Origin of the sequence: Pseudomonas taeanensis MS-3, from assembly GCF_000498575.2 — a bacterium.
Classification (GTDB): domain Bacteria; phylum Pseudomonadota; class Gammaproteobacteria; order Pseudomonadales; family Pseudomonadaceae; genus Aquipseudomonas; species Aquipseudomonas taeanensis.
Genome location: NZ_AWSQ01000004.1, coordinates 746,556 through 768,855 on the forward strand (window position 1 = coordinate 746,556; position 22,300 = coordinate 768,855).

A 22,300-nucleotide genomic window follows, 5' to 3' on the forward strand; every position below is an offset into this window, starting at 1 on the left:
ACTCTAAAACGTGGCGCCAACTCCATGTTCTGACAGGCGTTTTCCACGGGCAACAAAAGTGGCCATTAAGCTAGCACGACGAAAGGCAACTTTACACCGCCAGACACATCATGCATCCACCATTGCCAGTGCTTCCTCCACATCCACCGCCACCAAACGCGAGCAGCCCGGCTCGTGCATGGTTACGCCCATCAACTGATCGGCCATTTCCATGGCGATCTTGTTGTGGGTGATATAGATGAACTGCACCTTTTCCGACATTTCCTTGACCAGGCGCGCATAGCGACCGACGTTGGCATCATCCAGCGGCGCATCCACCTCATCGAGCATGCAAAACGGCGCCGGATTGAGCTGAAAGATGGCGAACACCAGGGCCAGAGCAGTCAGCGCCTTCTCGCCGCCCGAGAGCAGGTGGATGGTGCTGTTCTTCTTGCCCGGCGGCCGCGCCATGATAGTCACCCCGGTATCGAGTAGATCTTCGCCGGTGAGTTCCAGATAGGCATTACCACCACCGAACACCTTGGGGAACAACGCCTGTAGGCCGCCGTTGATCTGATCGAAGGTTTCTTTGAAGCGATTGCGGGTTTCCTTGTCGATCTTGCGGATGACGTTTTCCAGGGTATCCAGTGCCTCCACCAGGTCAGCATCCTGCGCATCGAGGTAGCGCTTACGCTCGGACTGCTGTTGATATTCGTCGATGGCCGCCAGGTTGATCGGCCCCAGCCGTTGAATCCGCGCAGCGAGCCGCTCCAACTGCTCGGCCCAGTCGTTCTCGCTGGCCTCGGCGGGCAAGGTCGCGAGCACGCCATGCAGGTCGTAGTTGTCTTCCAGCAACTGGTCCTGCAACGCCTTGCGTCGCACGCTCAGCGACTGCCACTCCATGCGTTGCTGCTCCAGCTGTCCACGCAACAGTTGCGATTGCTGCTCGGCCTGACTGCGACGTTTTTCCGCGTCGCGCAATTCGCGATCGGCGTCCTCCAAGGCCAGGCGGGCCAGCTTGAGCTCCTCTTCCACGCCCATACGCCGGTCGAGCAACTCTTCCAGCTTCATGCGCAACTCATCCATCGGCGCCTCACCTTCTTCAAGGTTGAGGCTGAGCTGTTCACGCTTCTCGTGCAGACGCTCGGCCTGCAGCTGCAGGCGCTCCAGAGCCTGACGCGTGGAGTCATGCTGGGCTTTCAGCGAGCCCAGGCGCACGGCCAACTGATGCGCATGATCCTTGTGTTGGCGGGCCTCCTGACGCATCCGATCGAGCCGTTCACGCAGCTCATCGCGTCGGGCCAGCAGGCTTTCGCGTTGCTGGTTATCCTCGGCCATGGCATCCAGGGCATCCTGCAGTTGCAGACGCCCCTCACCTAATTGTTCGATTTCAAGTTCGCGCTGCTCGGCCAGCTCGCTCAATTCGCTGTCGAGGCGACGACGGCGCAAGGTCAACTGTTCGGCCTTGGCCTGACCGGCCGACAGCTGCGCCTTCAGCTCACCCAGACGACGGGCCTGGTCCTGCAGCTGGCGACGTTGCTGCTCACGCAGTTCCTCCTGCTGGCGTTGCGTGTCGCGCAGCAGCACCAGGCGCTCGTCCAATACTGCCAGCGCGGCATCACGTTCGTCGCGCTCCAGGCTCAGGCGCTCCAACTCCTGGCCCCGCGCCAGCACACCACTTTCCGCTTCGCTGGCGCGGCGAATACGCAAGAAGTGCCGACCGACCCAGTAGCCATCACGACTGATCAGGCTCTCATCCTCAGCCAGCGAAGCCCGCGCCGCCAGCGCCTGATCGAGGGATTCCACCGGCTTGACCTCGGCCAACCAGGGTGCCAGATCGACGCTGGCCTCAACCTTGTCCAGCAGACTGCCAACCACCCGCACGCTGCCTTTACTCGGACAGACCAGGCGCAGATCGCCCTGCTCAAAGCCGCTGAAGTCCAGTCCGTCGAGCGCCGCGCCGGCACTGTCATCCAGGAGCACCGCTTGCAGATCGGCGCCGAGTACGGTTTCCACCGCCAGCTCCCAGCCCGACTCGACCCGCAGCCCCTCGGCAAGACGCGGGCGCTGATTCAGCTGATGCTCGCGCAGCCACTCGCCAGCACCTTTGCCCGGATCGAGCGCCGCCTGTTGCAACGCCTCCAGCGAGGCCAGTCGACCGTTCAGCCGCTGCAACTCGCCCTGGGCCTGCTGCTGCGCCTGGCCAGCTTGCTGCAACTCCGTGCGCAACTGCTGCAAGCGTTCGGCTTGCTGCTCTTCCGCGATCTGCAGGTCTTCCTGGCTCAGCTCGCTGGCGGCAATCTGTTCGCTCAGCTCGACAATCGCCGCGTCTTCCGGGTCGGCTGCCAGTTGCTGCAATTCGTCGTTGAGCCGACGCTGACGTTCGGCCAAGCGCTCCAGGCTCTGTTCCAGTTGCTGGCTGCGCGCCTGCTGCACTTCGGCCTGGCGACGTGGCTCGGCCGAACGCAGATTGAAGCCGTCCCACTGCTCCTGCCAGCCATGCATCGCGCTCTCGGACTCTTCCAGCGCGGCCGCCGCCTCTTCCGCCGCAGCGGCGGTCAGTTGCTGCTCGGGCTCGAGCATGGCCAGTTCTTCGCCAAGGGTGGCCAGCAAGGTGCTGTCGTGGCCCAGGTGCGATTCGGTCTCCAGGCGGGTTCGCTCGGCTTCCTGCAAGTCATCCTGCAACTGACGCAGACGCTGCTGACCATGCTGGATGCTCTGCTCGACCCGGGCGATATCGCCGCCGACCGAATAGAAACGCCCCTGCACCAGATTGAAGCGCTCGGACAGTTCGTGGTGACCATCACGCAGGCGCTCGATGCTCGCGTCCGCATTGCGTTGCTCGGCGACCAGTGCCTCGAAGCCAACTTCCTGGTTGCCGATCACCGCCTCGCGTTGGCCGACCTGTTCATTCAACGCCTGCCAGCGCAGAGCGGTGAGCTGAGCCTTAAGCTGCCGCTCTTCGGCCTTGTATTCCTGATACTTCTCCGCCGCCTGGGCCTGACGGTGCAGGCGTTCCAGCTGACGCTCCAACTCTTCACGCAGGTCGCTCAGACGCGCCAGGTTCTCGTGGGTGCGACGAATGCGATTCTCGGTTTCGCGGCGGCGCTCCTTGTACTTGGAGATGCCGGCGGCTTCCTCGATGAAATTGCGCAACTCCTCCGGCTTGGCCTCGATCAGCTTGGAGATCATGCCCTGCTCGATGATCGAGTAGCTGCGCGGGCCCAGACCGGTACCGAGGAAGATGTCGGTGATGTCGCGGCGGCGGCACTTGGTACCGTTGAGGAAATAGGTGTTCTGCGCATCGCGCGTCACGCGGCGACGAATGGATATCTCGTTATAGCTGGCGTACTCGCCGACCAGGGTGCCGTCGGAGTTATCGAAAATCAGCTCGATGCTGGCCTGGGTCACCGGCTTGCGGGTATTGGAGCCGTTGAAGATGACGTCGGTCATCGACTCGCCACGGAGGTTCTTCGCCGAACTCTCGCCCATCACCCAGCGCACGGCGTCGATGATGTTGGACTTGCCGCAGCCGTTAGGTCCTACCACCGCCGCCATGTTGCTGGGGAAGGTCACGGTGGTCGGGTCGACGAAGGATTTGAAGCCCGCCAGCTTGATGCACTTGAGGCGCATGGATGAAAGTCCTTAGCGCTCGGCCAGTGCAGCCAGCACCAGCTGGCAATTGTGTTCACCGTAGCCGAGCAGCACGTCGCGCGCTTGCCCATGATCGCGGGCAATGATCGCCTGCAGCAAGGTCGCGAAGGTCTCGAGGAACTGGCCCATCTCGCCTTTACGCCGCTCCAATGCCAAATGGTAAGTACGGCTGATCGCCGGCAACAGGTTCTCGACGGTTTCCTGCAAATAGGGGTTGTTCGAGAACGGAAATGCCGCCCGCATGATATCGAAGCTGCCTTGCACGAAGGTGTTGATGTCCTCGCGCTGAGAACTCTCCTGCAAGCGTTGCTGGATCGCCAGAAACGGCGCCAGGTCAGCCTCCTCGCGCCAGCCATCGGCTACCGCCCGGGCGAGCAGGATGTACAGCTCCATAACCAGGGCGTAGAGGCTCTTCACATTGTCGGGTGTCAGTTCAGCGACCTGGGCACCGCGGCGCGGCAGGATGACGATCAAGTGGCGGCGCTCGAGGATCAGCAGCGCCTCGCGTACCGAGCCGCGACTGACGTTAAGCGCCTGGGTGACTTTCTGTTCCTGAATGCGCTCACGTTCCTTCAATTCACCGCGGATGATGCGTTCAGCAAGGTAATGAGCAATCTGCTCAGCGAGGCTGTCCGGTGCCTTGAACGTCATGGTGTTCCTTGAAATCGTAGAGACCGCGGAGGGCGGCGAGTGTAACACAGGGTGTTACCTGACCAAGATGGCGGAGCGCGGGCTAACTGCCCGAAAGGTGGGGTTTTACAGGAAGGCAATCACCAACAATTGTCCTACAATCCTACAATACAATCGCGTGCCAAGTCGCAATGGTGTCCCCATGTTTGAGCGTCTGCCATCACACTGGATACTTTCCGTTAAAAAAGTCGGCTACTGGATCTGGCTGATCCCGGTCCTCGGCATTCCGCTCAGTTATCGCGAGTCACTGGACAGCGCATACGCCAATGCCTGGGCCTGGCTGGTGGTCGGCACGGTGTTCGGGGTGATTCCGCTGTTCGATGGACTGATCGGCCGCGATCCGGCGAACCCCAGCGAGGATACCGAAGTGCCTGCCATGGAGCGCCAAGGCTATTACCGCTTGCTGAGCCTAAGCACCGTGCCTTTGCTGCTTGGCATGCTGATCTGGGCCGGCTGGGTGTTTGCCTCATATGACGCCTGGAACTGGATTGGCCAACTTGGCTGGCTGCTTTCAGTGGGCACGGTAACCGGCGCTATTGGCATCACAGTGGCGCACGAACTGATTCATAAGGACCCGCCGCTTGAGCAAAACGCCGGCGGTCTGCTGCTGGCGGCGGTGTGTTATGCGGGGTTCAAGATCGAACACCTGCGTGGCCACCATGTACATGTCTGCACCCCGGAAGATGCCTCCTCTGCGCGCTATGGTCAGAGTCTGTATGCCTTCCTACCTCGCGCCTACAAGCACAATTTCCTCAATGCCTGGGCGCTTGAGGCCCAACGTCTCAAGCGCAAAGGCTTGCCGGCCCTGCATTGGCGCAACGAGTTGATCGGCTGGTATGCGATCAGCGCGGCATTTCTGCTCGGCTTCAGCCTGGCCTTTGGCTGGCTCGGCGTGCTGTTCTTCCTCGGTCAATCCTTCGTTGCCTTGACCCTGCTGGAGATCGTCAACTACGTCGAACACTATGGCCTGCACCGGCGCAAACTGGATGACGGCCGCTACGAGCGCACCAACCCAAAGCACTCCTGGAACAGCAACTACCTGCTGACCAACCTATTTCTGTTCCACCTGCAGCGTCACTCCGACCACCACGCCTTCGCCAAGCGACGCTACCAGGTATTGCGCCACTTCGACGACAGCCCGCAACTGCCGAATGGCTATGCCGGCATGATCGTGCTGGCCTTGATTCCGCCACTCTGGCGCGCGGTGATGGACCCACGGGTACGCGCTTACTATGCCGGCGAAGAGCACCAACTGGGCGATTCGCAGCACGTCAGCCACTGAACCTTACGCGCGCAACAGGCATCCGAGAGAGAGCACCTGTTGTGGCTTAACCGAAGCGGATGAAGAACCTTTGCTGCCGAACGCAGGGAACTAGGACCTCACCCGCCAGCCCCTGTCACGTGGGTGCTGCGCGGTCTAACACGCCTCCGCAGTCGCATCGCCCTGCTCGGTACCCGCCGCCCGTACCACTACAATCGCTACGGCGCAGGCCACCAGCAGCAGCGCGGCAAAGGCACCCATCATATGCAGGTAAGGCATGGCATGGTTCCACGGCCGCGCCACACCGAGAAAAGCGGCAAACAGCCAGCTGCTCATCGACAGGGCACCCAAGAGCCCAAGCCGAGTCCGGGCAGAACTGGACAGGGAGACGAAAGGCGCCCGATGCAACAAAGGAAAACCTATTTTGTGCAGCAGCATGCCGTTCAGAGTCAGCAGCGTCACTACACTGGCCTTGGCCCAGAGCTTCTGATTGAGCAGATAGTCCACCCCCTCTTCGCGGTACCCCAGCATCACCAGCAACAAACCTGAGCCCCACAGACACAGCAGCGCCAGGCTAACGATCGTCTGAATCTCGGTCAGCTGCTCACGCTGCGCAGGGTCCAACAACTCCTTGCGCCAGCGCCAGAGCTTGTGATCCGCCTGCAGCAGGGTGCCGAGGGCGATGCAGGCAGCGAGCAAGTGGCCATAGACCAGGAGAAGTTTGAGCATGGGGTTCACCTTCATTGTTATCCAGGCGTGCACTCCCTGCGGCCATCATTGAAGACGAATGATACGGCTTATCATTTGTATCAACAAGTAACTTAACTGCCTCGTCCTACTCCTTGCCTAACCCATGCTGTCGCAGTTTATTGGCAATGGTGGTGTGCGATACGCCGAGGCGCTTGCCCAATTGCCGGCTACTCGGGTAGTCGCTGTACAGACGCTCCAGCACTGCCTTTTCAAAGCGCCCGAGGATAGCGTCCAAGCCCCCTTCCACCGAGAACTCACCCAAGGGTTGCGGCGCGCCATAGTCCGGCAGGCGGATATGCTCGGCCTTGACCGTACCGCCCTCGCACAGCGACACGGCCTGGAACAGTGTGTTTTCCAGCTGGCGCACGTTGCCGGGCCAGTGATAGTGACCGAGTCGCTCCAGCGCCTGGGGCGCCAACTTGGGCAACGGACATCCGATCTGCCGGCTGGCCTGGTCGAGGAAGTGTTCGACCAAAGGCGCCAGGCCATCCAGACATTCGCGCAGCGGCGGAATGTGCAGGCTGAGTACATTGAGGCGGTGATAGAGGTCCTGCCTGAACTCCCCCTTGGCGCACAGTTCGGAGAGATCCACCTGAGTCGCGCAGATCACCCGCACATCCAGGTAGACCTCCTCGTCGCTGCCGACCCGGCGGAAACAACCATCCTGCAGAAAGCGCAACAGTTTGGCCTGCAGGCGCGGGCTCATCTCGCCGACGCCATCGAGGAACAGCGTGCCGCCAGCGGTCAGTTCCAGCAGACCCAGCTTGCCTTCCGGCCGAGCCCCTTCGAAGGCGCCCGGGCCGTAGCCGAACAGCTCGGTCTCGGCCATGGATTCCGGCAGGCCGGCGCAGTTCAGCGCCATAAACGGCGACTGCCCACGTGGGCTGGCCAGGTGGCAGGCACGCGCCAGCAGCTCCTTGCCGGTGCCGGTCTCGCCTTCGATCAGCAGCGGGGCGTCCAGCGGCGCCATGCGCCGCGCCTCACGCACCACTGCGGCCATCACCTTGGAGCTCTGGAAGATGCTGTCGAAGCCGCGCAGCTCCTGCTTGCGCACGTGGTAAATCCGCTCGCCGACCCGGTCGGCACGGTGCAAGGTGAGCACCGCGCCGGCCAACGCATCACTCTCGTCATGCTCGGTTTGCAACGGTGCGATGTCGGCGAGGAACACATCGCCCTTGACCTTGACCCGCAGGCCATTGATCCGCGATTTGTTGGCGCGCACCAGTTCCGGCAGGTCGAAATCCTCGGCATAGCGCGCCAGTGGAATGCCCGGCACCTCATCCACGCGCACCCCCAGTAGCTGCGCGGCGGCGCGGTTGGCGGCGACTATGCTGCCGCCCATGTCGATCGACAGCACCGGAAAGTCCAGCGCGCCAAGCAAGGCATTCAGCTCCAGGTGACGCCGCTCGCTGGGCATCAGGCCGACGCGCTTGACCCCGAACACCCCGGGTATCGCCTCGAACTTGGCGCGCAATGACTGGAATTGCAGATTGATCAGATTGGGACAGTGCAGATAGATGGCATTGCCCTGCTCGCCCCCGACCTCACCGCGCGCGACGTTGATGCCGTACTCGACCAGCAGATTGAGGATGTCACGCAGAATGCCAATCCGGTTTTGACAATGAACTTTGATACGCATGGCGGGCCCTGAACACGGGGTTTTAATGGGCTACGGAGCAATCTATCGCTCGCTGAGCCGTATTTTCCGTCAAGAATATGTGACAGCCTAGCCGGACGGCAAGGCGATGCTTGGCTGCGGCGGCGACAACGTAACTATTTCTTTACGAAATAATGCCCATCTGCGACCCCATCCAGCTGCATCCCTGGCTGAAAAGCAGCACCACCTGCGGTATCCATAGTCCAACACAACAACAAAAGCCCCCGCAGGAGGCAATGATGAAGAGCACGCAGTACGTGGCTCGGCAACCGGACGACAATGGCTTTATCCGCTATTCCGAAGCCGAGGATCAGGTGTGGAACACCTTGATCACCCGCCAACTGAAGGTGATTGAAGGCCGTGCCTGCCAGGAGTACCTGGACGGCATCGAGCAGTTGGGCCTGCCGCATGAGCGCATCCCGCAACTCGCAGAGGTGAACAAGGTGCTGCAGGCCAGTACGGGCTGGCGTGTGGCTCGCGTGCCCGCACTGATTCCGTTCCAGACCTTTTTCGAGCTGCTGGCCAGCCAGCAATTCCCCGTGGCGACCTTTATCCGCACCCCGGAAGAACTGGACTACCTGCAGGAACCGGACATCTTCCACGAAATCTTCGGCCACTGCCCGCTGCTGACCAACCCCTGGTTCGCAGAGTTCACCCACACCTATGGCAAGCTCGGTCTCAAGGCCAGCAAAGAGGAGCGCGTCTACCTCGCTCGGCTGTACTGGATGACCATCGAGTTTGGTCTGGTCGACACCCCGCAGGGTCGCAAGATCTACGGCGGCGGCATCCTCTCTTCGCCGAAAGAAACCGTTTACTGCCTGTCTGGCGAGCCCGAGCATCAACCCTTCGATGCCCTGGAAACCATGCGTACGCCGTATCGTATCGACATCCTGCAACCGCTGTATTTCGTCCTGCCGGAACTCAAGCGCCTGTTCGACCTGGCCCATGAAGACATCATGACGCTGGCGCATCAGGCCATGCAGCTGGGCCTACGCGCACCGAAATTCCCACCGAAAGCGGCGTAAGCTGGAACCACGACAGGCCTTTCCATCCAGTATGTGCAAGGTGGAAAAGGCTGTGCAGGTGCCTAACCTAACTTGTGTTTAACGACCTATTCTGGAGCCCCTAAATGACCGCCCTTAGCCAAGCCCAATGCGAAGCCTGCCGCGCCGATGCCCCGAAAGTCTCGGATGAAGAACTGGCCGAACTGATCAAGGAAATCCCCGACTGGAACATCGAAGTCCGTGACGGGCACATGGAACTGGAAAGAGTCTTCCTGTTCCGCACCTTCAAGCACGCCCTGGCCTTCAGCAACGCCGTCGGCGCCATCGCCGAGGAAGTCGGCCACCACCCTGCGCTGCTCACCGAGTGGGGCAAGGTCACCGTCACCTGGTGGAGCCATGAGATGAAGGGCCTGCACCGTAACGACTTCATCATGGCCGCGCGCACTGACGTGGTCGCGAGCAACGCAGAGGGTCGCAAGTGAGCCATTTCGCCCAGATCGTACGGGTGCCCGGCGATCCGATTCTCGGCCTGATGGAGGCCTATCGTGCCGACACTAACCCGGACAAGCTCGATCTGGGCGTGGGGGTTTACAAGGACGCCCAGGGCCTGACACCTATCCCCCAGGCGGTCAAACTGGCCGAACAGCGCCTGGTCGACCAGCAGACAACGAAGAGCTATGTCGGCGGCCATGGCGATCCGTTGTTTACCGCACGCCTGGCCGAACTGGTGCTGGGCGAGGACTCTCCTGCGCTCGGCGAACAACGTGCAGCAGCCACTCAGACCCCTGGCGGCACCGGCGCACTGCGCCTGGCTGCCGACTTTATCGCCCACAGCCTACCGGGGCGCGGCATCTGGCTGAGCGACCCGACCTGGCCGATCCACGAGACCCTGTTTGCCGCAGCCGGCCTCAAGGTCGGTCATTACCCCTATGTCAATGCAGACAACAGGCTCGACGTCGAGGCGATGCTGACAGCCTTGGCCCAGCTGCCTCGGGGCGACGTGGTGCTGCTGCACGCCTGTTGCCATAACCCGACCGGTTTCGACCTGAGCCAGGATGACTGGTATCGCGTGCTCGAAGTGGTCAAGGCGCGCGAGTTGCTGCCATTGATCGACTTCGCCTATCAGGGCTTCGGCGATGGCCTGGAACAGGATGCCTGGGCCGTGCGTCTGTTCGCCAAGCAACTGCCCGAGCTGCTGATTACCAGCTCATGCTCAAAAAACTTCGGCCTCTACCGCGAACGCATCGGCGCCTTGTTGGTGTGCGCCAGCAACAGCGAACAACTGCTGAATATCCGCAGCCAGCTGGCTTCGATAGCCCGCAACCTGTGGTCGACACCGCCGGCCCATGGCGCCGCCATAGTCGCCAGCATCCTTAATGACAGCGAACTCAAAGCGCTGTGGATGAGCGAGTTGGAGAGCATGCGCCAGCGCGTGGCAGGCCTGCGCCTAGGCCTGGTCGAGGCCTTGCAGCCACATGGCCTGGCAGAGCGCTTCGCGCATATCGGCGTGCAGCGCGGAATGTTCTCCTACACCGGCCTGTCGCCGCAGCAGGTGCAACGACTGCGCGATGAACACAGCGTGTACCTGGTCGGCTCCGGCCGCGCCAACGTCGCCGGCCTGGATGCCAGCCGTCTCGACCAGCTGGCGGGGGTCATCGCGCAAGTGTGTCAGCCCTGAGCATTGCAGCTCTCCTCCCATAGCCGGCCTTGCGCCGGCTGTGTTCTGCTCGCGACACGGGCTGCGCTATCGCTATAGTCTTAGCACCGTCATTCGCCGAAGTAGAACCTCCAGTGGGCAAGCTTTCCAATATCGTATTCCGCGGTTACCAGCACGTCATCCACAGCCTGGCGTTCTACCCGACGCTGATCGCCTTGGGTTTCTTTTTGCTGTGTCTGCTGAATATCTCCATCGAATATCAACCCTGGCTGCTGGCCATCAAGGAACGCGTCGACGTGGGCCTGGTACGTAATGCCGAAAATGCCCGACTCATCCTCGGCACTCTGGTCGGTGGCATCCTGACACTGATGGTGTTCAGCTTTTCGATGGTCATGGTGGTACTCAACAACGCCTCCGCGGCACTGTCGCCTCGAGTGATCCCAGGCCTTATCAGCAGTAAAAGCCACCAGAAAACCCTGGGCTTCTACCTCGGCACCATCCTCTATGCACTGCTGCTGATCACCACCATAGAACAGGCTGGCATCGATAAAGTCCCCAGCCTGGGCGTGCTGATTACCTTAGGTCTGGGTATCGCCTGCCTGGGCTTATTCGTGCATTTCATTCGCTCCATTTCCCAGTCGATTCAGGTCGAATACATTCTCAGCAGCCTCTATCGCACTACCCTGGAGAAACTCGCGGGGCGCGAACGTAAACTCTCGGAGTGCGAAGAGCCGCCCTGCTGGCCCGACACCCAAGACTGGCCGCTAGTCCACTCGACATGCAACGGCTACTTCAAGGCGGTGAATGTCTCAGCAGTCAACGCCCTGTTGTGCCAGCACAAGCTGCGTATGACCGTGCTGGCTCACCGAGGCTTCTTTGTCACCAAGGGCTACCCCCTGTTCAAGCTTGATCGTGAAGTCGAGGAGGAAGTGTGCGAGCAACTGCTCGACTGCTTTGGCTTTTTCATCGAGGAGTACGCCAGTTCGCACTACTACTTCGGCTGCAAGCAAATTTCGGAAATCGCAGTAAAGGCACTAAGTCCAGGGATCAATGACCCAGGCACGGCGATAAAAGCCATCGACATGCTCAGCGTGCTGTTTAGTCAGCGCCTGACGCTTCCCGACCTGGATATTGCGCCGCTGACTAAAGAGTCGCCGCGCTTGTTCTACCGCGAACTGACACTGGATCAGATGCTGCTGCAGATACTCGGGCCGATCCGCTCCTATGGCAGCAACGACGTCAGCGTGTTGGTCTGCCTACTGCAAGCGTTCAAAAACTTGTTGTATCAAACCACTCGAGAAAACCAGCGAAGCGACCTGATCAGGCACGCACAGAGCGTGCTGGACAGTGCCGACCAGCAGTTGGCCATTCGCCGCGATCGAGAAGAAATCAATGCGCTGGTCACACGGATTAACCGGGTATCTGGCAAGCATGCGCCTGCATTAAAACCGATCAATATCCCGCAGGACTAAGTCACTGCGCACCAAATAAGTGCACTATTCAGCTCGGAATAATCCAAACATTTCAAATACCATAAAATATTCTTTTAAAAACAAATACTTATGCCATACACCCGCATCACCCTGGCGCGTTTCCTGCTTGCCATTGAGGCAATACTCCCCTAGGGTAGCTCGCCATGTGGTCTCATATTGTCCCGATCAGCTCACTGCTGGGCGGGGTTGCTTTACTCCTGCTCGGCAATGGCCTTCTCAATACCTTACTGACTCTGCGTGGCGTAGCCGAAGGCTATTCCACCGGGATGCTCGGACTGATTATGTCCGGGTATTTTGTCGGCTTTCTCCTCGGCACCTGGCTGGCGATTCCGCTGGTGCGTCGCGTTGGGCACATCCGCGCCTTCGCCTTCTGTGCCGCGCTGGCTGCCATCACCGCCCTGCTCCACGTGCTGATCGTCAATCCCTGGGTATGGCTGGGACTGCGGGTGCTCTACGGTCTGGCGCTGGTCAGCCTGTATATGGTGATCGAGAGCTGGCTCAACGCGCAGGCGCCCAACGACAAGCGCGGTCAGATTTTCGCCGTCTACATGGCGGTCAACCTCGGTGCCCTGGCGGCTGCGCAGCAGTTGCTTGGCCTGGCGCAACCGACGGATTTTATATTGTTCGTACTCGCGGCGATGCTGATCAGCGCCGCGCTGATGCCCATCACCTTGACCCGACAGGCGCAGCCCAGCTTACCGGAGACGCTGCACACCAATCTGCGCCAGCTGGCCGGCGTGGCGCCCCTGGCGCTGGTCGCCGCAGGTCTGTCCGGCCTGGCCCTCGGGGCCTTCTGGGGCATGGCGCCGGTGTATGCCAACCTGCTTGGTTTCGATGCCTCGGGCGTCGGTCTGCTGATGAGTAGCACGATTCTTGGCGGCGCCTTGCTGCAGTGGCCAATCGGTCATTACTCAGACAGTCACGATCGACGCCTGGTACTGCTTTGGGTGGTGATGCTGGCGGTACTGGTCGCCGCGCTGATGAGCCTGCTGCCCGCGGGTAACCTGCTACTCGGGCTGATCTTCGTCTGGGGCGGTCTGGCCTTCGCCATCTACCCGATTGCCGTCGCGCAGCTGATCGACCAGCTGCACAGCGATGAGATTCTCGCCGGCTCCAGCGGCTTGTTGATGGTCAACGGGATCGGCTCGGTATGCGGCCCGATGCTTGCAGGCATATTGATGCAACAGCTCGGCGCTCAGGCGCTACCACTGTATTTCGCCGCCGTTCTGGGGTTGCTCGCGGCTTATACCTTCTATCGTCTGCGCCACGTCAGCGACCTGGTCAGCGAGCCTCACGGGCACTTCATGCCGATGCTGCGCACCAGCCATACCGTGCTGGAGTTGATGCCCGATGCGCCGCCCATTGAGCACAGCGACAACCACGAGCAAGCACCACCCTCTTCACTGTAGCTGCAGCAGTACAAGCACAGTACGTGCAGCTACATGAGCACAGCGGCGGCCGCCCTGCAGTGAGCCAGCCCACTACTGAGCACGTCGGCCCAGGTCGGCGCGTCAACTTAACCACTTTTGGACAGGGAGACAGCGCATGCTACTTGCCACCGATCTCGATGGAACTTTTCTCACCGGCGACTCCAAGGATCGCCTCAGCCTCTATCAAGCCATCACTTCGCACCCGGACATCCAACTGGCCTACGTCACCGGGCGCAGCCTGGAGACGGTGTTGCCGCTGCTTGACGACCCGACTTTGCCGCAGCCGGACTACATCATCGCCGACGTCGGCGCCAGCCTCTATCACGGCGACACCCTGCAGCCGATCCAGCCGTTGCAAAACGACATTGACGCACGCTGGCCGGGTGAGTCTCAGGTGGCTTCTGCCCTGATCGACTATCCCGACATGCAGCGCCAAGACGTGCCGCAGACTCGCCGCTGCTCGTACTTCTGCAGCCCCGAGCGCAGCGCCGACCCAGCCCTCAAGGCCATCGCCGAGCAGCTCGACTGCGACCTGCTGTACTCCGCCGAGCGTTATCTGGACTTTCTGCCGCGCGGCGTGAACAAAGGCAGCAGCCTGCTAGCGCTGGTCGACTTGCTCGGCCTCGAGCGCGATCAGGTGCTGGTCGCCGGCGATACCCTGAATGACCTGAGCATGCTCACCAGCGGCCTGATGGGCGTCTGCGTGGGTGACTCCGAGGCGGAACTGCTGGAGCAGACCCGCCAGTGCCCACAGGTGTTGCACGCCAGCCGCTCGGGTTGTGGTGGCATCCTCCAGGCCATTGCCCATTTCGGTTTCCTCGGAGAACGCGGAATCGCCGCCGAGACGCGCCAGGCTGCGCAACCGGGCAAAGCCGATCTGGTCATGGTTTACCACCGCCTGCCTTATGAAGAGCATCGCGTCGATGGCAAATTGCAACGCCGCCGGCCGACTTCGCCGAACGGTATTATCCCCACCCTGCTGAGCTTCTTCGGCGATGGCCGCAAGGGCTCCTGGGTCGCCTGGGCCGTGCACGAAGACGCCGATGAGCCCTTCGACACCCACACCACTGTGGATGCCGAACGTTACCCGCTGCTCACCGCGGCGCGCGTGGCGTTGACCAAGGAAGAGGTCGATATCTTCTACAAGCGTTTCTCCAAGGAAGCCTTCTGGCCGACGCTGCACACCTTCTGGGAGCGTGCACAGTTTCGCGAAGAGGACTGGCAGGTGTTCCTCAAGGTCAACCGCGCCTTCGCCGAGCGCACTGCCCTGGAAGCTGCCGAGGGTGCGACCGTGTGGCTGCATGACTACAACCTGTGGATGGTTCCCGGCTACCTGCGCGAACTGCGCCCCGACGTGCGCATCGCCTTCTTCCACCACACCTACTTCCCTTCGGCAGACGTGTTCAACGTACTGCCGTGGCGTCGACAGATTATCGGCAGCCTGATGCAGTGTGATTACATCGGTTTCCATATCCCGCGTCAGGTTGAAAACTTCGTCGATGCTGCCCGTGGCGTCACCCCGCTGCAAACCGTCAGCCGGCAGAACTGCGCGCCGCGCTTTATAACCTATGGCTGTGCGGTGGGCCTGGAGCGCATGACCACTGCGGTCGATACCGGCAGCCGGGTGGTCAAGCTCGGCGCTCATCCGGTTGGCCTGGATATCGATCGGGTGCGCAACGCCCTGGCCGCCCCGAAGATCCGCGAGATGATGACTCGCCTGCGCGAAGAGCTGGCCGGGGTTAAGCTGATCCTCTCGGTCGAGCGCCTCGACTACACCAAAGGCATCCTGGAAAAGCTCAACGCTTACGAACGCCTGCTGGCGGAAAACCCGGAACTGCTGGGCAAGGTCACCCTGGTCACCGTCTGCGTGCCGGCGGCCAAGGAAATGACTATTTATGACGAACTGCAGGCGCAAATCGAGCAAGCGGTCGGACGGATCAACGGACGCTTCGCGCGGATCGGCTGGACGCCGCTGCAATTCTTCTTCCGCAGCTTGCCGTTCGAGGAAGTCAGCGCCTGGTACGCCATGGCCGACGTGATGTGGATCACCCCGCTGCGTGACGGACTCAATCTGGTGGCCAAGGAATTCGTCGCCGCCCAGGGTTTGCTCGGTGGCCGTGGCGTATTGGTGCTCTCCGAGTTTGCCGGCGCCGCCGCCGAACTCAAAGGCGCCCTGCTGACCAACCCCCACGACCCGATGGACATGGTGCAAACCTGCTACATGGCCTTGAACCTGCCCAAAGTCGAAGCCGAAGCCCGCTTGCGTGAGCTGTTCGACATCGTCAGCTACAACGACATCCGCCGCTGGGGCGATGAGTTCCTCGCCGGCGTGGCGGAGCCCGAGGTGGAAGAGCCGCTTATCCTGGCATCCTGAACCAAGCCGAACGGCCTGGCCTCAAGTACGATTCGCTTGGGGCCAGGCGTTGCTGAGGGCAATGCGTGCGTCAGCGTCGTATGTGCCTTTATTCACTGATCCGTTTCGCAGTTGATCATCCAGGGCACGCCGAAGCGATCGACCAGCATGCCGAAGCGCGCAGCCCAGAAGGTTTGCTGCAGCGGCATCTCAACCCGTCCCTGCTCCCCCAGAGCACTGAAGATGCGCTCGGCCTCTGCAATGCTGTCGACGTTGAGTGAGACAGAACAGCCCTTGATGCCCTCATAAGGACGTTCCGGGTGGTTGTCGGAGGCCATCAGCACCTGATCGCCCACCACCAGGCGGGCATGCATGATCTTGTCGCGCAAGCCCTCAGGCACATCGCCAGCGGCAGGGGTATCGCCGAAGGTGAACATCGCCTCGAGGGTGCCACCCAGGCATTGTGCGTAGAACTTGAAAGCGGCCTCGCATTGGCCGTCGAACGTCAGATAAGCATTGATTTTCATGTCGTACTCCCTTGGCTGTCAGCGGTTCACGCCTTGTTGCTGAGTTGTGCGCGAACTGACTCTTCCTGCTGGCGCAACTCGGGGGTGAACTCGGCGCCGAAGTCTTCGGCCTCGAATACCTGGCGTATCTCGATCTCGGACTCGCCCGGCATAGGATTTGGACAACGCTTCACCCATTCGATTGCCTCTTGCAGTGACTTCACCTGGAATATCCAGAAGCCGGCGATCAGCTCCTTGGTTTCACTAAAGGGGCCGTCAATCACCGTGCGCTGGCTGCCTGAGAACTTCACCCGCGCGCCCTTGGCACTCGGCTGCAAACCCTCGCCGGCCTGCAGTACTCCGGCCTGCACCAGCTCCTCGTTGTACCGCCCCATCGCCGTGAGCAACTCCTCACTGGGCATCATCCCTGCTTCAGACTCCTGGCTGGCCTTGATCATCACCATAAATCGCATCGTCTTACCTCCTCGTAATGGATAGCGAGCCAGGGCCGTTGCCCACTGACTCTGCTTACTAGTCGAACCGACAACAGCAAAATAGACAGGACGTGGATTTTTTCTTTTTTGTTTACGGCCGACAAACGCCTCTTCTACGCAGAGCACTCACAACCGATCACCACAAAACAGTCAGGCTGTGTCCCGCAACGTATGACAGTTCAGGGCAGCAGAGGCATGCTGCGGAGTAAGAAAGCGCGATGGCCTGGTTAGCGAATAGCCAGTGCAAATCTGCGTTGTGCCCGTCCACAGAGCGGCAAGCGCCTGCGGCCCTACCCGGCGGGTCTGTAGCTACAAGACTGACAGCAGATATACCGCCTGACATTCGCCCACGGCCTGAGCCAGGCCGCTAGCGCGCGACCGCGGCCTTGGCAATGCTGGCCAGCGCCTTTTGCAGGTTATCGATGGCCGGACACTGGGCGACGCCGTGTCGCTGAGCCAAATAGGCCGGATCGTTGTAACCCAGCCAGACCTGGCCGGTATCGTCTTCCCAGACCAGCGCCTTGAGCGGCAGGTCGATGCCCATGGACTGCGCGCACTGCATCAGTGGCGTGCCACCTTGAGGATTACCAAAGATCAGCACTTCGGTGGGTCGCAAGGTCTTGCCGATCTTGGCGGCGCCGGCAGCATGGTCGATGCGTGCAAATACCTTGAGGCCCCGCTGCTTCACGACATCCTCAAGGCGGCTCATGGTGCCGTCAGCGCTGTGCGGACTATTGACCACAATCAAACCATCGGCGGCCACGACGATCGATGCAAAGGTGAAAATCGTCAGGGCGACGAGCGAGCGTACTAGCTTCATGGGGAGCTCCTTGCAGATTCGAACGTTTGCGAGGAGGCCCCATAAACGTCCGGTTAAGTTTTCAGGTTGGAAAGCCATCGAAATGCTCGGCACTGACCCCAGACTCAAACCACCCTGCTCTTTCCAGCCAAAATATGTTGGCTTGCGGGGCGATATTCGGCTCATCGTTCAAGCAGCCGGCCGGCACAATCAAGGCCTTGCCGCTCTTGCTGAGGTAGGGCAAGCCCGAACCACACTCGGTACAGAACACGCTCGTGAACCCCCTACCCGGATAGTCAAATCGCTTCATGCTCGCCTGGCCCGACAGCCACTCGATGTTCTGCGGTGCGGTGAACAGGTTGGCGGCATTCGAGCTGCCGGTGATCTTCCGGCACTGACTGCAGTGACACAGATAAAACTTCGCAAACTCGTTGTTCAGCGAGAATCTGACTGTCCCGCACAAACACCCGCCCTCGATTACTGCCTGCATCCCTTACCCCCTCTGAACTGATGGCCCTCGGCAGCACCTGAAAGGCTGCCGTTAACCACACCGTAGCAGGCTAGCATTTCTGCTCGGTATGGGTGGTATGTGCCTGGGGCACGAGTCCCGCCTATGACTGAATTTGGAGAGTCTCCAGGGATGTATCTAGAACAACTATAAAACAGCCTTTTTTCTGCCCACCCCCTGCAATGGCAATGGGTATCGCGATCTGTTTGTGATCGCGCGCTATAGACAGTCGAGTCGTACCGCCTGCAGCTCGAGGCAGGCTGCCGAAACACCAACAGCGACTAACCCGAGCACAGCCTGGACACCCCGCCGACATCGTCCACAGCGCCTAGAAGTACTCATGCAGATCGTCACACTGGATGACTGCTGACCTACCACTTGTCGGCAGAACTGATCAATAAATGAACAACTTTCCCATTTAGCGCTCTGACTCTCCTAGTGAGTGATCGAGTGTCCCGCCTCGTTTTTCCCTCAACCCCCGGAGCAAAACTCTCCTATGTGCATAACCGCACAGGGATTTTTTGTGTCCAAAAATTGAAGGATGGAAAATGTCCAGTCATTCCTTTCCGATCGCCGAGCGCATGCAGCCAGCGCTCCTCGGCCAACGCCAATCGCCAGCGACCCCCTTCTGGCGCAGGCTGATCTCCATCGCCACGCCGGCACCGCACCACTGGCGCGGTGGGCTCAAGCTCAAGGGCTACAAGCATTTATCCAACAGCACGCCGATTGCTCCGCTGCCGGCCGGACACATGTTGCTAGCGATCCCGCTCGAGCGGGGGCGCCGATGCGCCGAGCCCTGCGTGCAGCCGGGGCAGTACGTGCGCAAGGGCGAGGTGATCGGTATGGGCGATGGCAACACCCCCTGGGTGCACGCCAGCACCTCCGGCACCGTGCAACAGATTGGCCCCACCTTCGCGGCCGACTCAGCCGAACCGGTTTTGGCGGTTACTCTGCGCGCCGACGGTCTGGATCAGTGGCTCACGCGCCCCGTGCTGGTACCACCGCAAACGCCCGAAGCGCTGGTCGAGCGAGCGCTGCAGATGGGCATCGTTGGCCTGGGTGGGGCGGGCTTCCCCACGGGCCTGAAGCTGGCAGGTGCCCAGCAACCCGACCTGCTGCTGATCAACGGCGCCGAGTGTGAACCCTTCCTGACCTGCGACGACCGCCTGATGCGCGAGCGCGCCGAGACGCTGATCGAGACCGCCGACTACCTGGCCACCCTGCTGGGTATCGAGCAGACCCGTTTCGGCGTCGAAACCAACAAACCCGAGGCGATGGCGGCGTTGCGTACCGCCTCCCGCCAGGCGCGTACCTCGGTCGAGATTTGTCCGCTGCCGACGCGCTACCCGGCAGGTGGCCAACCGCTGATGATCAAGAGCCTGAGCGGTCGCAACCTGGCGCCAGGTGCCCGGCCCGCCGAGATCGGCGTGCTGGCGCTGAATGTCGCGACGCTTCATGCACTGGGCCGCGCCGTGTTCCACGCCGAGCCACTGATCACGCGCGTGCTGACGCTGACCGGGGGCTGTGAGCGCCCCGGCAACGTCGAAGTGCCGATTGGCTATCCGGTCATTGCACTGCGCGCGGTTGCTGGTGCCTTTGCCGAGAGCCAGCTGACCCAGGTCGGCGGTCCGATGATGGGACAGCCCCTGCCAGACCCCAGCGCTGTCATCAGCAAGACCAGTAGTTGCCTGATTTTCGGCGCCGAGCGCTACCTGCCGGCAGCAGAACCCGCGGGCAGTTGCATCCGCTGCAACCGCTGCGTGGACGTCTGCCCGATGTCGCTGCGGCCGCTGGACCTCTACTCCGCCGCCCAAAGCCAGGACCAGGCCAGCTTGCAGGCGCTGCAGCTGGATGCCTGTATCGAATGTGGCAGCTGCACCAGTAGCTGCCCCAGCAATCTGCCGCTGCGCGACAGCTTTCGCCAGAGCAAGATGGAGATGCGTCAATGAGCCTGGTCCACCGCCCTGCCCCGCACCGACTCCAAACACTGATGCTGCTGGTCAGCCTGTGCCTGCTGCCGGGCACCGCCCTGTATGCCTGGCAATTTGGCAGCGTGGTCTGGTTGCAGACCTTCTGGTGCGTACTGCTGGCCCTGGGCTTCGAAGCCGGCCTGCTGCGCCTGCGCAGACGTAATGTACGCGAGGGTTTGAGCGACCTGAGCTGGTTGGTGCTTGGCCTGATTCTGGCTCGGGCACTGCCGCTGCTGGTGCCGCTATGGATGATCGCGCTGGCCAGCTTTGCCGCCCTCGCACTGTGTAAACACGGCAGTGGCGGCCTTGGCCGCAACCGCCTAAACCCTGCCATGGTTGGCCTGGGGATCATCGCCATCTGCTTCTACCAACAGTTGTACCCAGCGCCATCGAACCTGGCTCCCTGGACCCTTACCCTGGACGCTAAAGAGGTTCTTCTGCAGCAGTTGCAACTGGCACCGCGCCTCAGCCTCGATGCGTTCGCCGGCGCCACACAGCTGGCCCTGGGGGAATTCACCCCGACCACCCCCAATCTTTCGGGATACGGCTACATAGCCGGCGGCTTAATACTGGCTGTCTTGCGGGTGATTCGCATCGAGATTCCGCTGGCGATGCTCGGCAGCACGGCATTGCTGTGCCTGGCAGCCGGCCACACCCCACAGGAAAGCCTGTACAGCCTCAGCCTCGGCGGCCTTTTGTTCACCGCCTTCTTCATCGCCACCGATCCGGTCACCAGTCCCGATACGCGTGCCGGCCGCATCCTGTTCGGCGCTACCATCGGCGCGTTGACCGAATTGATCCGCGAGTTCGGGCTGTACGCCGATGGTCTCTGCTTCGCTGTACTGGCCGCCAACCTGCTGGTACCGCAGATCGATCGCCTGGTGCAGAGCCTGCAACGCCCCTGGTATGACCAACGCGCGGTACTGGCAGGATAGGCGCAGGAAAAGCAGACACCTGTTAGCCCGCCCCTGATCAAGGCCGAAAACATAGTTGCCCCGCCAAAACATAGTTGCCCTGTCGTTGCTGGACGGCGGGGTTTCGTCATCTGCAAACCCGATCGGCTGATCCCCAATCGCTTTCCTCACTGTCGGCTACGGCCAAGTCGTGCCGGTCGGAGGAAAAGTACTCGGCAAGCAGTTTTCTCGTGGTCGCAGTGGAAGCGCCAGTTACTCACGACGGTCTTGCACCGAAGCGGTCAGCCTATGCTATGGCTGTTGGCAGCGCAGACGCGCTGTACAGTGAGCGCAGAGTGGAGGATCAGGCCATGCCCCAGGCGGTATTACTCGATATCAGTGGTGTGTTGTATCAAGACGCCTTGCCCTTGCCAGGCTCGGTTGCGGCGGTCGAGGCGCTGCAAAGCAAGGGCCATCCCCTGCGCCTGGTAACCAACACCTCGCGCCTTACCGCCGTCGAGATTCACCGGCAACTCACGGGCATGGGCTACGCCATCACACCCGAGCAGATCTACAGTGCGCCGAAAGCCATGCGCAGCTATGTGCAGGCCCAGGGCTTGCGCCCCTATTGGCTGATCCACCGGAATCTGCAGGAGGAGTTCGCCGACCTGCTCGAGCAAGCCGAGCCCAATGCGGTGGTGCTCGGCGATGCCGAGGAGCGTTTCGATTACGCCCACCTGGAGCGCGCCTTCCACCTGCTGCTCGCTGGCGCGCCCCTGCTGGCCATGGGCGACAACCGCTACTTCCACAGCCGCGGCGCCCTGCGCCTGGACGCCGGCCCTTTCGTACGGGCGCTGGAGTATGCCGCCGGGGTTCAGGCACTGATCCTTGGCAAGCCCTCGAAGGAGTTCTTCGCCGGCGCCCTTGAGGAACTCGGGGTGGCCGCAAGCGATGCCTTGATGATCGGCGACGATGTCGAGAGCGATGTGTTTGGGGCCCAGCAAGCCGGATTGCTGGGCTGCCTGGTGCAAACGGGCAAGTACCGCTCGGGCGACGAAGGCAAAGCGCCGGGGGCCTTGTTGGCCAAAGACCTGGCCGAGGCAGTACAGCGTTTTTGCTGAGCCCGACGTCCCTGCCCAGCCAACCTGCCGCAGCCGACTACCGCGCCTTCAATGGCTGGCGAGACATGAACACAGACGATT

The 22,300-nt window shown here is 61.3% G+C and carries 18 protein-coding genes; 10 read left to right on the forward strand and 8 right to left on the reverse strand.

Features of this window, described 5'->3' with window-relative positions:
• Positions 1-108: 108 nt before the first annotated feature.
• Complete coding sequence (gene smc, locus TMS3_RS16975) at positions 109-3,612, reverse strand: chromosome segregation protein SMC (protein WP_025166481.1); 3,504 nt, start codon at positions 3,610-3,612, stop codon at positions 109-111.
• Between the two features lie 12 nt (positions 3,613-3,624).
• Entirely contained in the window at positions 3,625-4,284 is a 660-nt protein-coding gene (locus TMS3_RS16980; RefSeq protein ID WP_025166482.1) for a GntR family transcriptional regulator, read from the reverse strand.
• A 181-nt stretch (positions 4,285-4,465) separates the two neighbouring features.
• On the opposite strand from TMS3_RS16980, the gene TMS3_RS16985 reads away from it, so the two are divergent.
• Positions 4,466-5,605: an alkane 1-monooxygenase gene (locus TMS3_RS16985; protein WP_025166483.1), complete on the forward strand. Its 1,140-nt coding sequence runs from the start codon at positions 4,466-4,468 to the stop codon at positions 5,603-5,605.
• A 135-nt stretch (positions 5,606-5,740) separates the two neighbouring features.
• Here TMS3_RS16985 and TMS3_RS16990 read toward each other — a convergent pair whose 3' ends face one another.
• A complete protein-coding gene (locus TMS3_RS16990; RefSeq protein WP_025166484.1) occupies positions 5,741-6,313 on the reverse strand; it encodes a hypothetical protein in 573 nt (190 codons plus the stop codon).
• 106 nt (positions 6,314-6,419) lie between these two features.
• Positions 6,420-7,973 (reverse strand): sigma-54-dependent phenylalanine hydroxylase transcriptional regulator PhhR, encoded by a 1,554-nt coding sequence (locus TMS3_RS16995; protein WP_025166485.1) that lies wholly within the window; start codon positions 7,971-7,973, stop codon positions 6,420-6,422.
• Between the two features lie 257 nt (positions 7,974-8,230).
• On the opposite strand from TMS3_RS16995, the gene phhA reads away from it, so the two are divergent.
• The 6 genes from phhA to ggpS all read left to right on the forward strand — a co-directional run bounded on the left by phhA (position 8,231) and on the right by ggpS (position 15,949).
• Positions 8,231-9,016 (forward strand): phenylalanine 4-monooxygenase, encoded by a 786-nt coding sequence (phhA, locus tag TMS3_RS17000; RefSeq protein ID WP_025166486.1) that lies wholly within the window; start codon positions 8,231-8,233, stop codon positions 9,014-9,016.
• A 104-nt stretch (positions 9,017-9,120) separates the two neighbouring features.
• Entirely contained in the window at positions 9,121-9,477 is a 357-nt protein-coding gene (locus TMS3_RS17005) for a 4a-hydroxytetrahydrobiopterin dehydratase (RefSeq protein WP_025166487.1), read from the forward strand.
• The gene (locus TMS3_RS17010; RefSeq protein ID WP_025166488.1) at positions 9,474-10,673 is read left to right on the forward strand and encodes an amino acid aminotransferase; all 1,200 of its coding nucleotides are present in this window, start codon (positions 9,474-9,476) and stop codon (positions 10,671-10,673) included. Before TMS3_RS17005 ends, TMS3_RS17010 begins: the two co-directional genes overlap by 4 nt.
• 113 nt (positions 10,674-10,786) lie before the next feature.
• A complete protein-coding gene (locus tag TMS3_RS17015; protein WP_025166489.1) occupies positions 10,787-12,124 on the forward strand; it encodes a DUF2254 domain-containing protein in 1,338 nt (445 codons plus the stop codon).
• A 164-nt stretch (positions 12,125-12,288) separates the two neighbouring features.
• Positions 12,289-13,554 (forward strand): MFS transporter, encoded by a 1,266-nt coding sequence (locus TMS3_RS17020; protein WP_025166490.1) that lies wholly within the window; start codon positions 12,289-12,291, stop codon positions 13,552-13,554.
• A gap of 136 nt (positions 13,555-13,690) precedes the next feature.
• Positions 13,691-15,949, forward strand: coding sequence for a glucosylglycerol-phosphate synthase (gene ggpS, locus TMS3_RS17025; protein WP_025166491.1), 2,259 nt, complete (start codon positions 13,691-13,693; stop codon positions 15,947-15,949).
• Between the two features lie 92 nt (positions 15,950-16,041).
• On the opposite strand, the gene TMS3_RS17030 is transcribed toward ggpS, so the two are convergent.
• The 4 genes from TMS3_RS17030 to TMS3_RS17045 form a co-directional block, all read right to left on the reverse strand.
• Positions 16,042-16,455, reverse strand: a complete 414-nt coding sequence (locus TMS3_RS17030; RefSeq protein ID WP_025166492.1) for a VOC family protein — start codon at positions 16,453-16,455, stop codon at positions 16,042-16,044.
• A 26-nt stretch (positions 16,456-16,481) separates the two neighbouring features.
• Positions 16,482-16,907, reverse strand: coding sequence for a YciI family protein (locus TMS3_RS17035; protein WP_025166493.1), 426 nt, complete (start codon positions 16,905-16,907; stop codon positions 16,482-16,484).
• Positions 16,908-17,295: 388 nt separating this feature from the next.
• Complete coding sequence (locus tag TMS3_RS17040; protein ID WP_025166494.1) at positions 17,296-17,748, reverse strand: DUF302 domain-containing protein; 453 nt, start codon at positions 17,746-17,748, stop codon at positions 17,296-17,298.
• A gap of 61 nt (positions 17,749-17,809) precedes the next feature.
• Positions 17,810-18,217: a GFA family protein gene (locus TMS3_RS17045; protein ID WP_025166495.1), complete on the reverse strand. Its 408-nt coding sequence runs from the start codon at positions 18,215-18,217 to the stop codon at positions 17,810-17,812.
• 566 nt (positions 18,218-18,783) lie between these two features.
• Here TMS3_RS17045 and rsxC point away from each other — a divergent pair.
• From rsxC to TMS3_RS17060, 3 genes are all read left to right on the forward strand, one after another.
• Positions 18,784-20,184 (forward strand): electron transport complex subunit RsxC, encoded by a 1,401-nt coding sequence (rsxC, locus tag TMS3_RS17050; RefSeq protein WP_025166496.1) that lies wholly within the window; start codon positions 18,784-18,786, stop codon positions 20,182-20,184.
• On the forward strand, positions 20,181-21,140 hold the full coding sequence (locus tag TMS3_RS17055) for an RnfABCDGE type electron transport complex subunit D (RefSeq protein WP_025166497.1): 960 nt from the start codon (positions 20,181-20,183) through the stop codon (positions 21,138-21,140). Before rsxC ends, TMS3_RS17055 begins: the two co-directional genes overlap by 4 nt.
• Before the next feature lie 329 nt (positions 21,141-21,469).
• A complete protein-coding gene (locus TMS3_RS17060; RefSeq protein WP_025166498.1) occupies positions 21,470-22,219 on the forward strand; it encodes a TIGR01458 family HAD-type hydrolase in 750 nt (249 codons plus the stop codon).
• Positions 22,220-22,300: the final 81 nt, after the last annotated feature.

What these genes read in the sequence shown, in the direction of transcription:
- TMS3_RS16995 (WP_025166485.1), bottom strand. Translation starts at nt 7,973, where the DNA reads ATGCGTATCAAAGTTCATTGTCAAAACCGGATTGGCATTCTGCGTGAC.
- TMS3_RS16985 (WP_025166483.1), top strand. Translation starts at nt 4,466, where the DNA reads ATGTTTGAGCGTCTGCCATCACACTGGATACTTTCCGTTAAAAAAGTC.
- TMS3_RS17020 (WP_025166490.1), top strand. Translation starts at nt 12,289, where the DNA reads ATGTGGTCTCATATTGTCCCGATCAGCTCACTGCTGGGCGGGGTTGCT.
- TMS3_RS16980 (WP_025166482.1), bottom strand. Translation starts at nt 4,284, where the DNA reads ATGACGTTCAAGGCACCGGACAGCCTCGCTGAGCAGATTGCTCATTAC.
- TMS3_RS17045 (WP_025166495.1), bottom strand. Translation starts at nt 18,217, where the DNA reads ATGCAGGCAGTAATCGAGGGCGGGTGTTTGTGCGGGACAGTCAGATTC.
- TMS3_RS17005 (WP_025166487.1), top strand. Translation starts at nt 9,121, where the DNA reads ATGACCGCCCTTAGCCAAGCCCAATGCGAAGCCTGCCGCGCCGATGCC.
- TMS3_RS17030 (WP_025166492.1), bottom strand. Translation starts at nt 16,455, where the DNA reads ATGAAAATCAATGCTTATCTGACGTTCGACGGCCAATGCGAGGCCGCT.
- rsxC (WP_025166496.1), top strand. Translation starts at nt 18,784, where the DNA reads ATGTCCAGTCATTCCTTTCCGATCGCCGAGCGCATGCAGCCAGCGCTC.
- ggpS (WP_025166491.1), top strand. Translation starts at nt 13,691, where the DNA reads ATGCTACTTGCCACCGATCTCGATGGAACTTTTCTCACCGGCGACTCC.
- smc (WP_025166481.1), bottom strand. Translation starts at nt 3,612, where the DNA reads ATGCGCCTCAAGTGCATCAAGCTGGCGGGCTTCAAATCCTTCGTCGAC.
- phhA (WP_025166486.1), top strand. Translation starts at nt 8,231, where the DNA reads ATGAAGAGCACGCAGTACGTGGCTCGGCAACCGGACGACAATGGCTTT.
- TMS3_RS17040 (WP_025166494.1), bottom strand. Translation starts at nt 17,748, where the DNA reads ATGAAGCTAGTACGCTCGCTCGTCGCCCTGACGATTTTCACCTTTGCA.
- TMS3_RS17060 (WP_025166498.1), top strand. Translation starts at nt 21,470, where the DNA reads ATGCCCCAGGCGGTATTACTCGATATCAGTGGTGTGTTGTATCAAGAC.
- TMS3_RS17035 (WP_025166493.1), bottom strand. Translation starts at nt 16,907, where the DNA reads ATGCGATTTATGGTGATGATCAAGGCCAGCCAGGAGTCTGAAGCAGGG.
- TMS3_RS16990 (WP_025166484.1), bottom strand. Translation starts at nt 6,313, where the DNA reads ATGCTCAAACTTCTCCTGGTCTATGGCCACTTGCTCGCTGCCTGCATC.
- TMS3_RS17055 (WP_025166497.1), top strand. Translation starts at nt 20,181, where the DNA reads ATGAGCCTGGTCCACCGCCCTGCCCCGCACCGACTCCAAACACTGATG.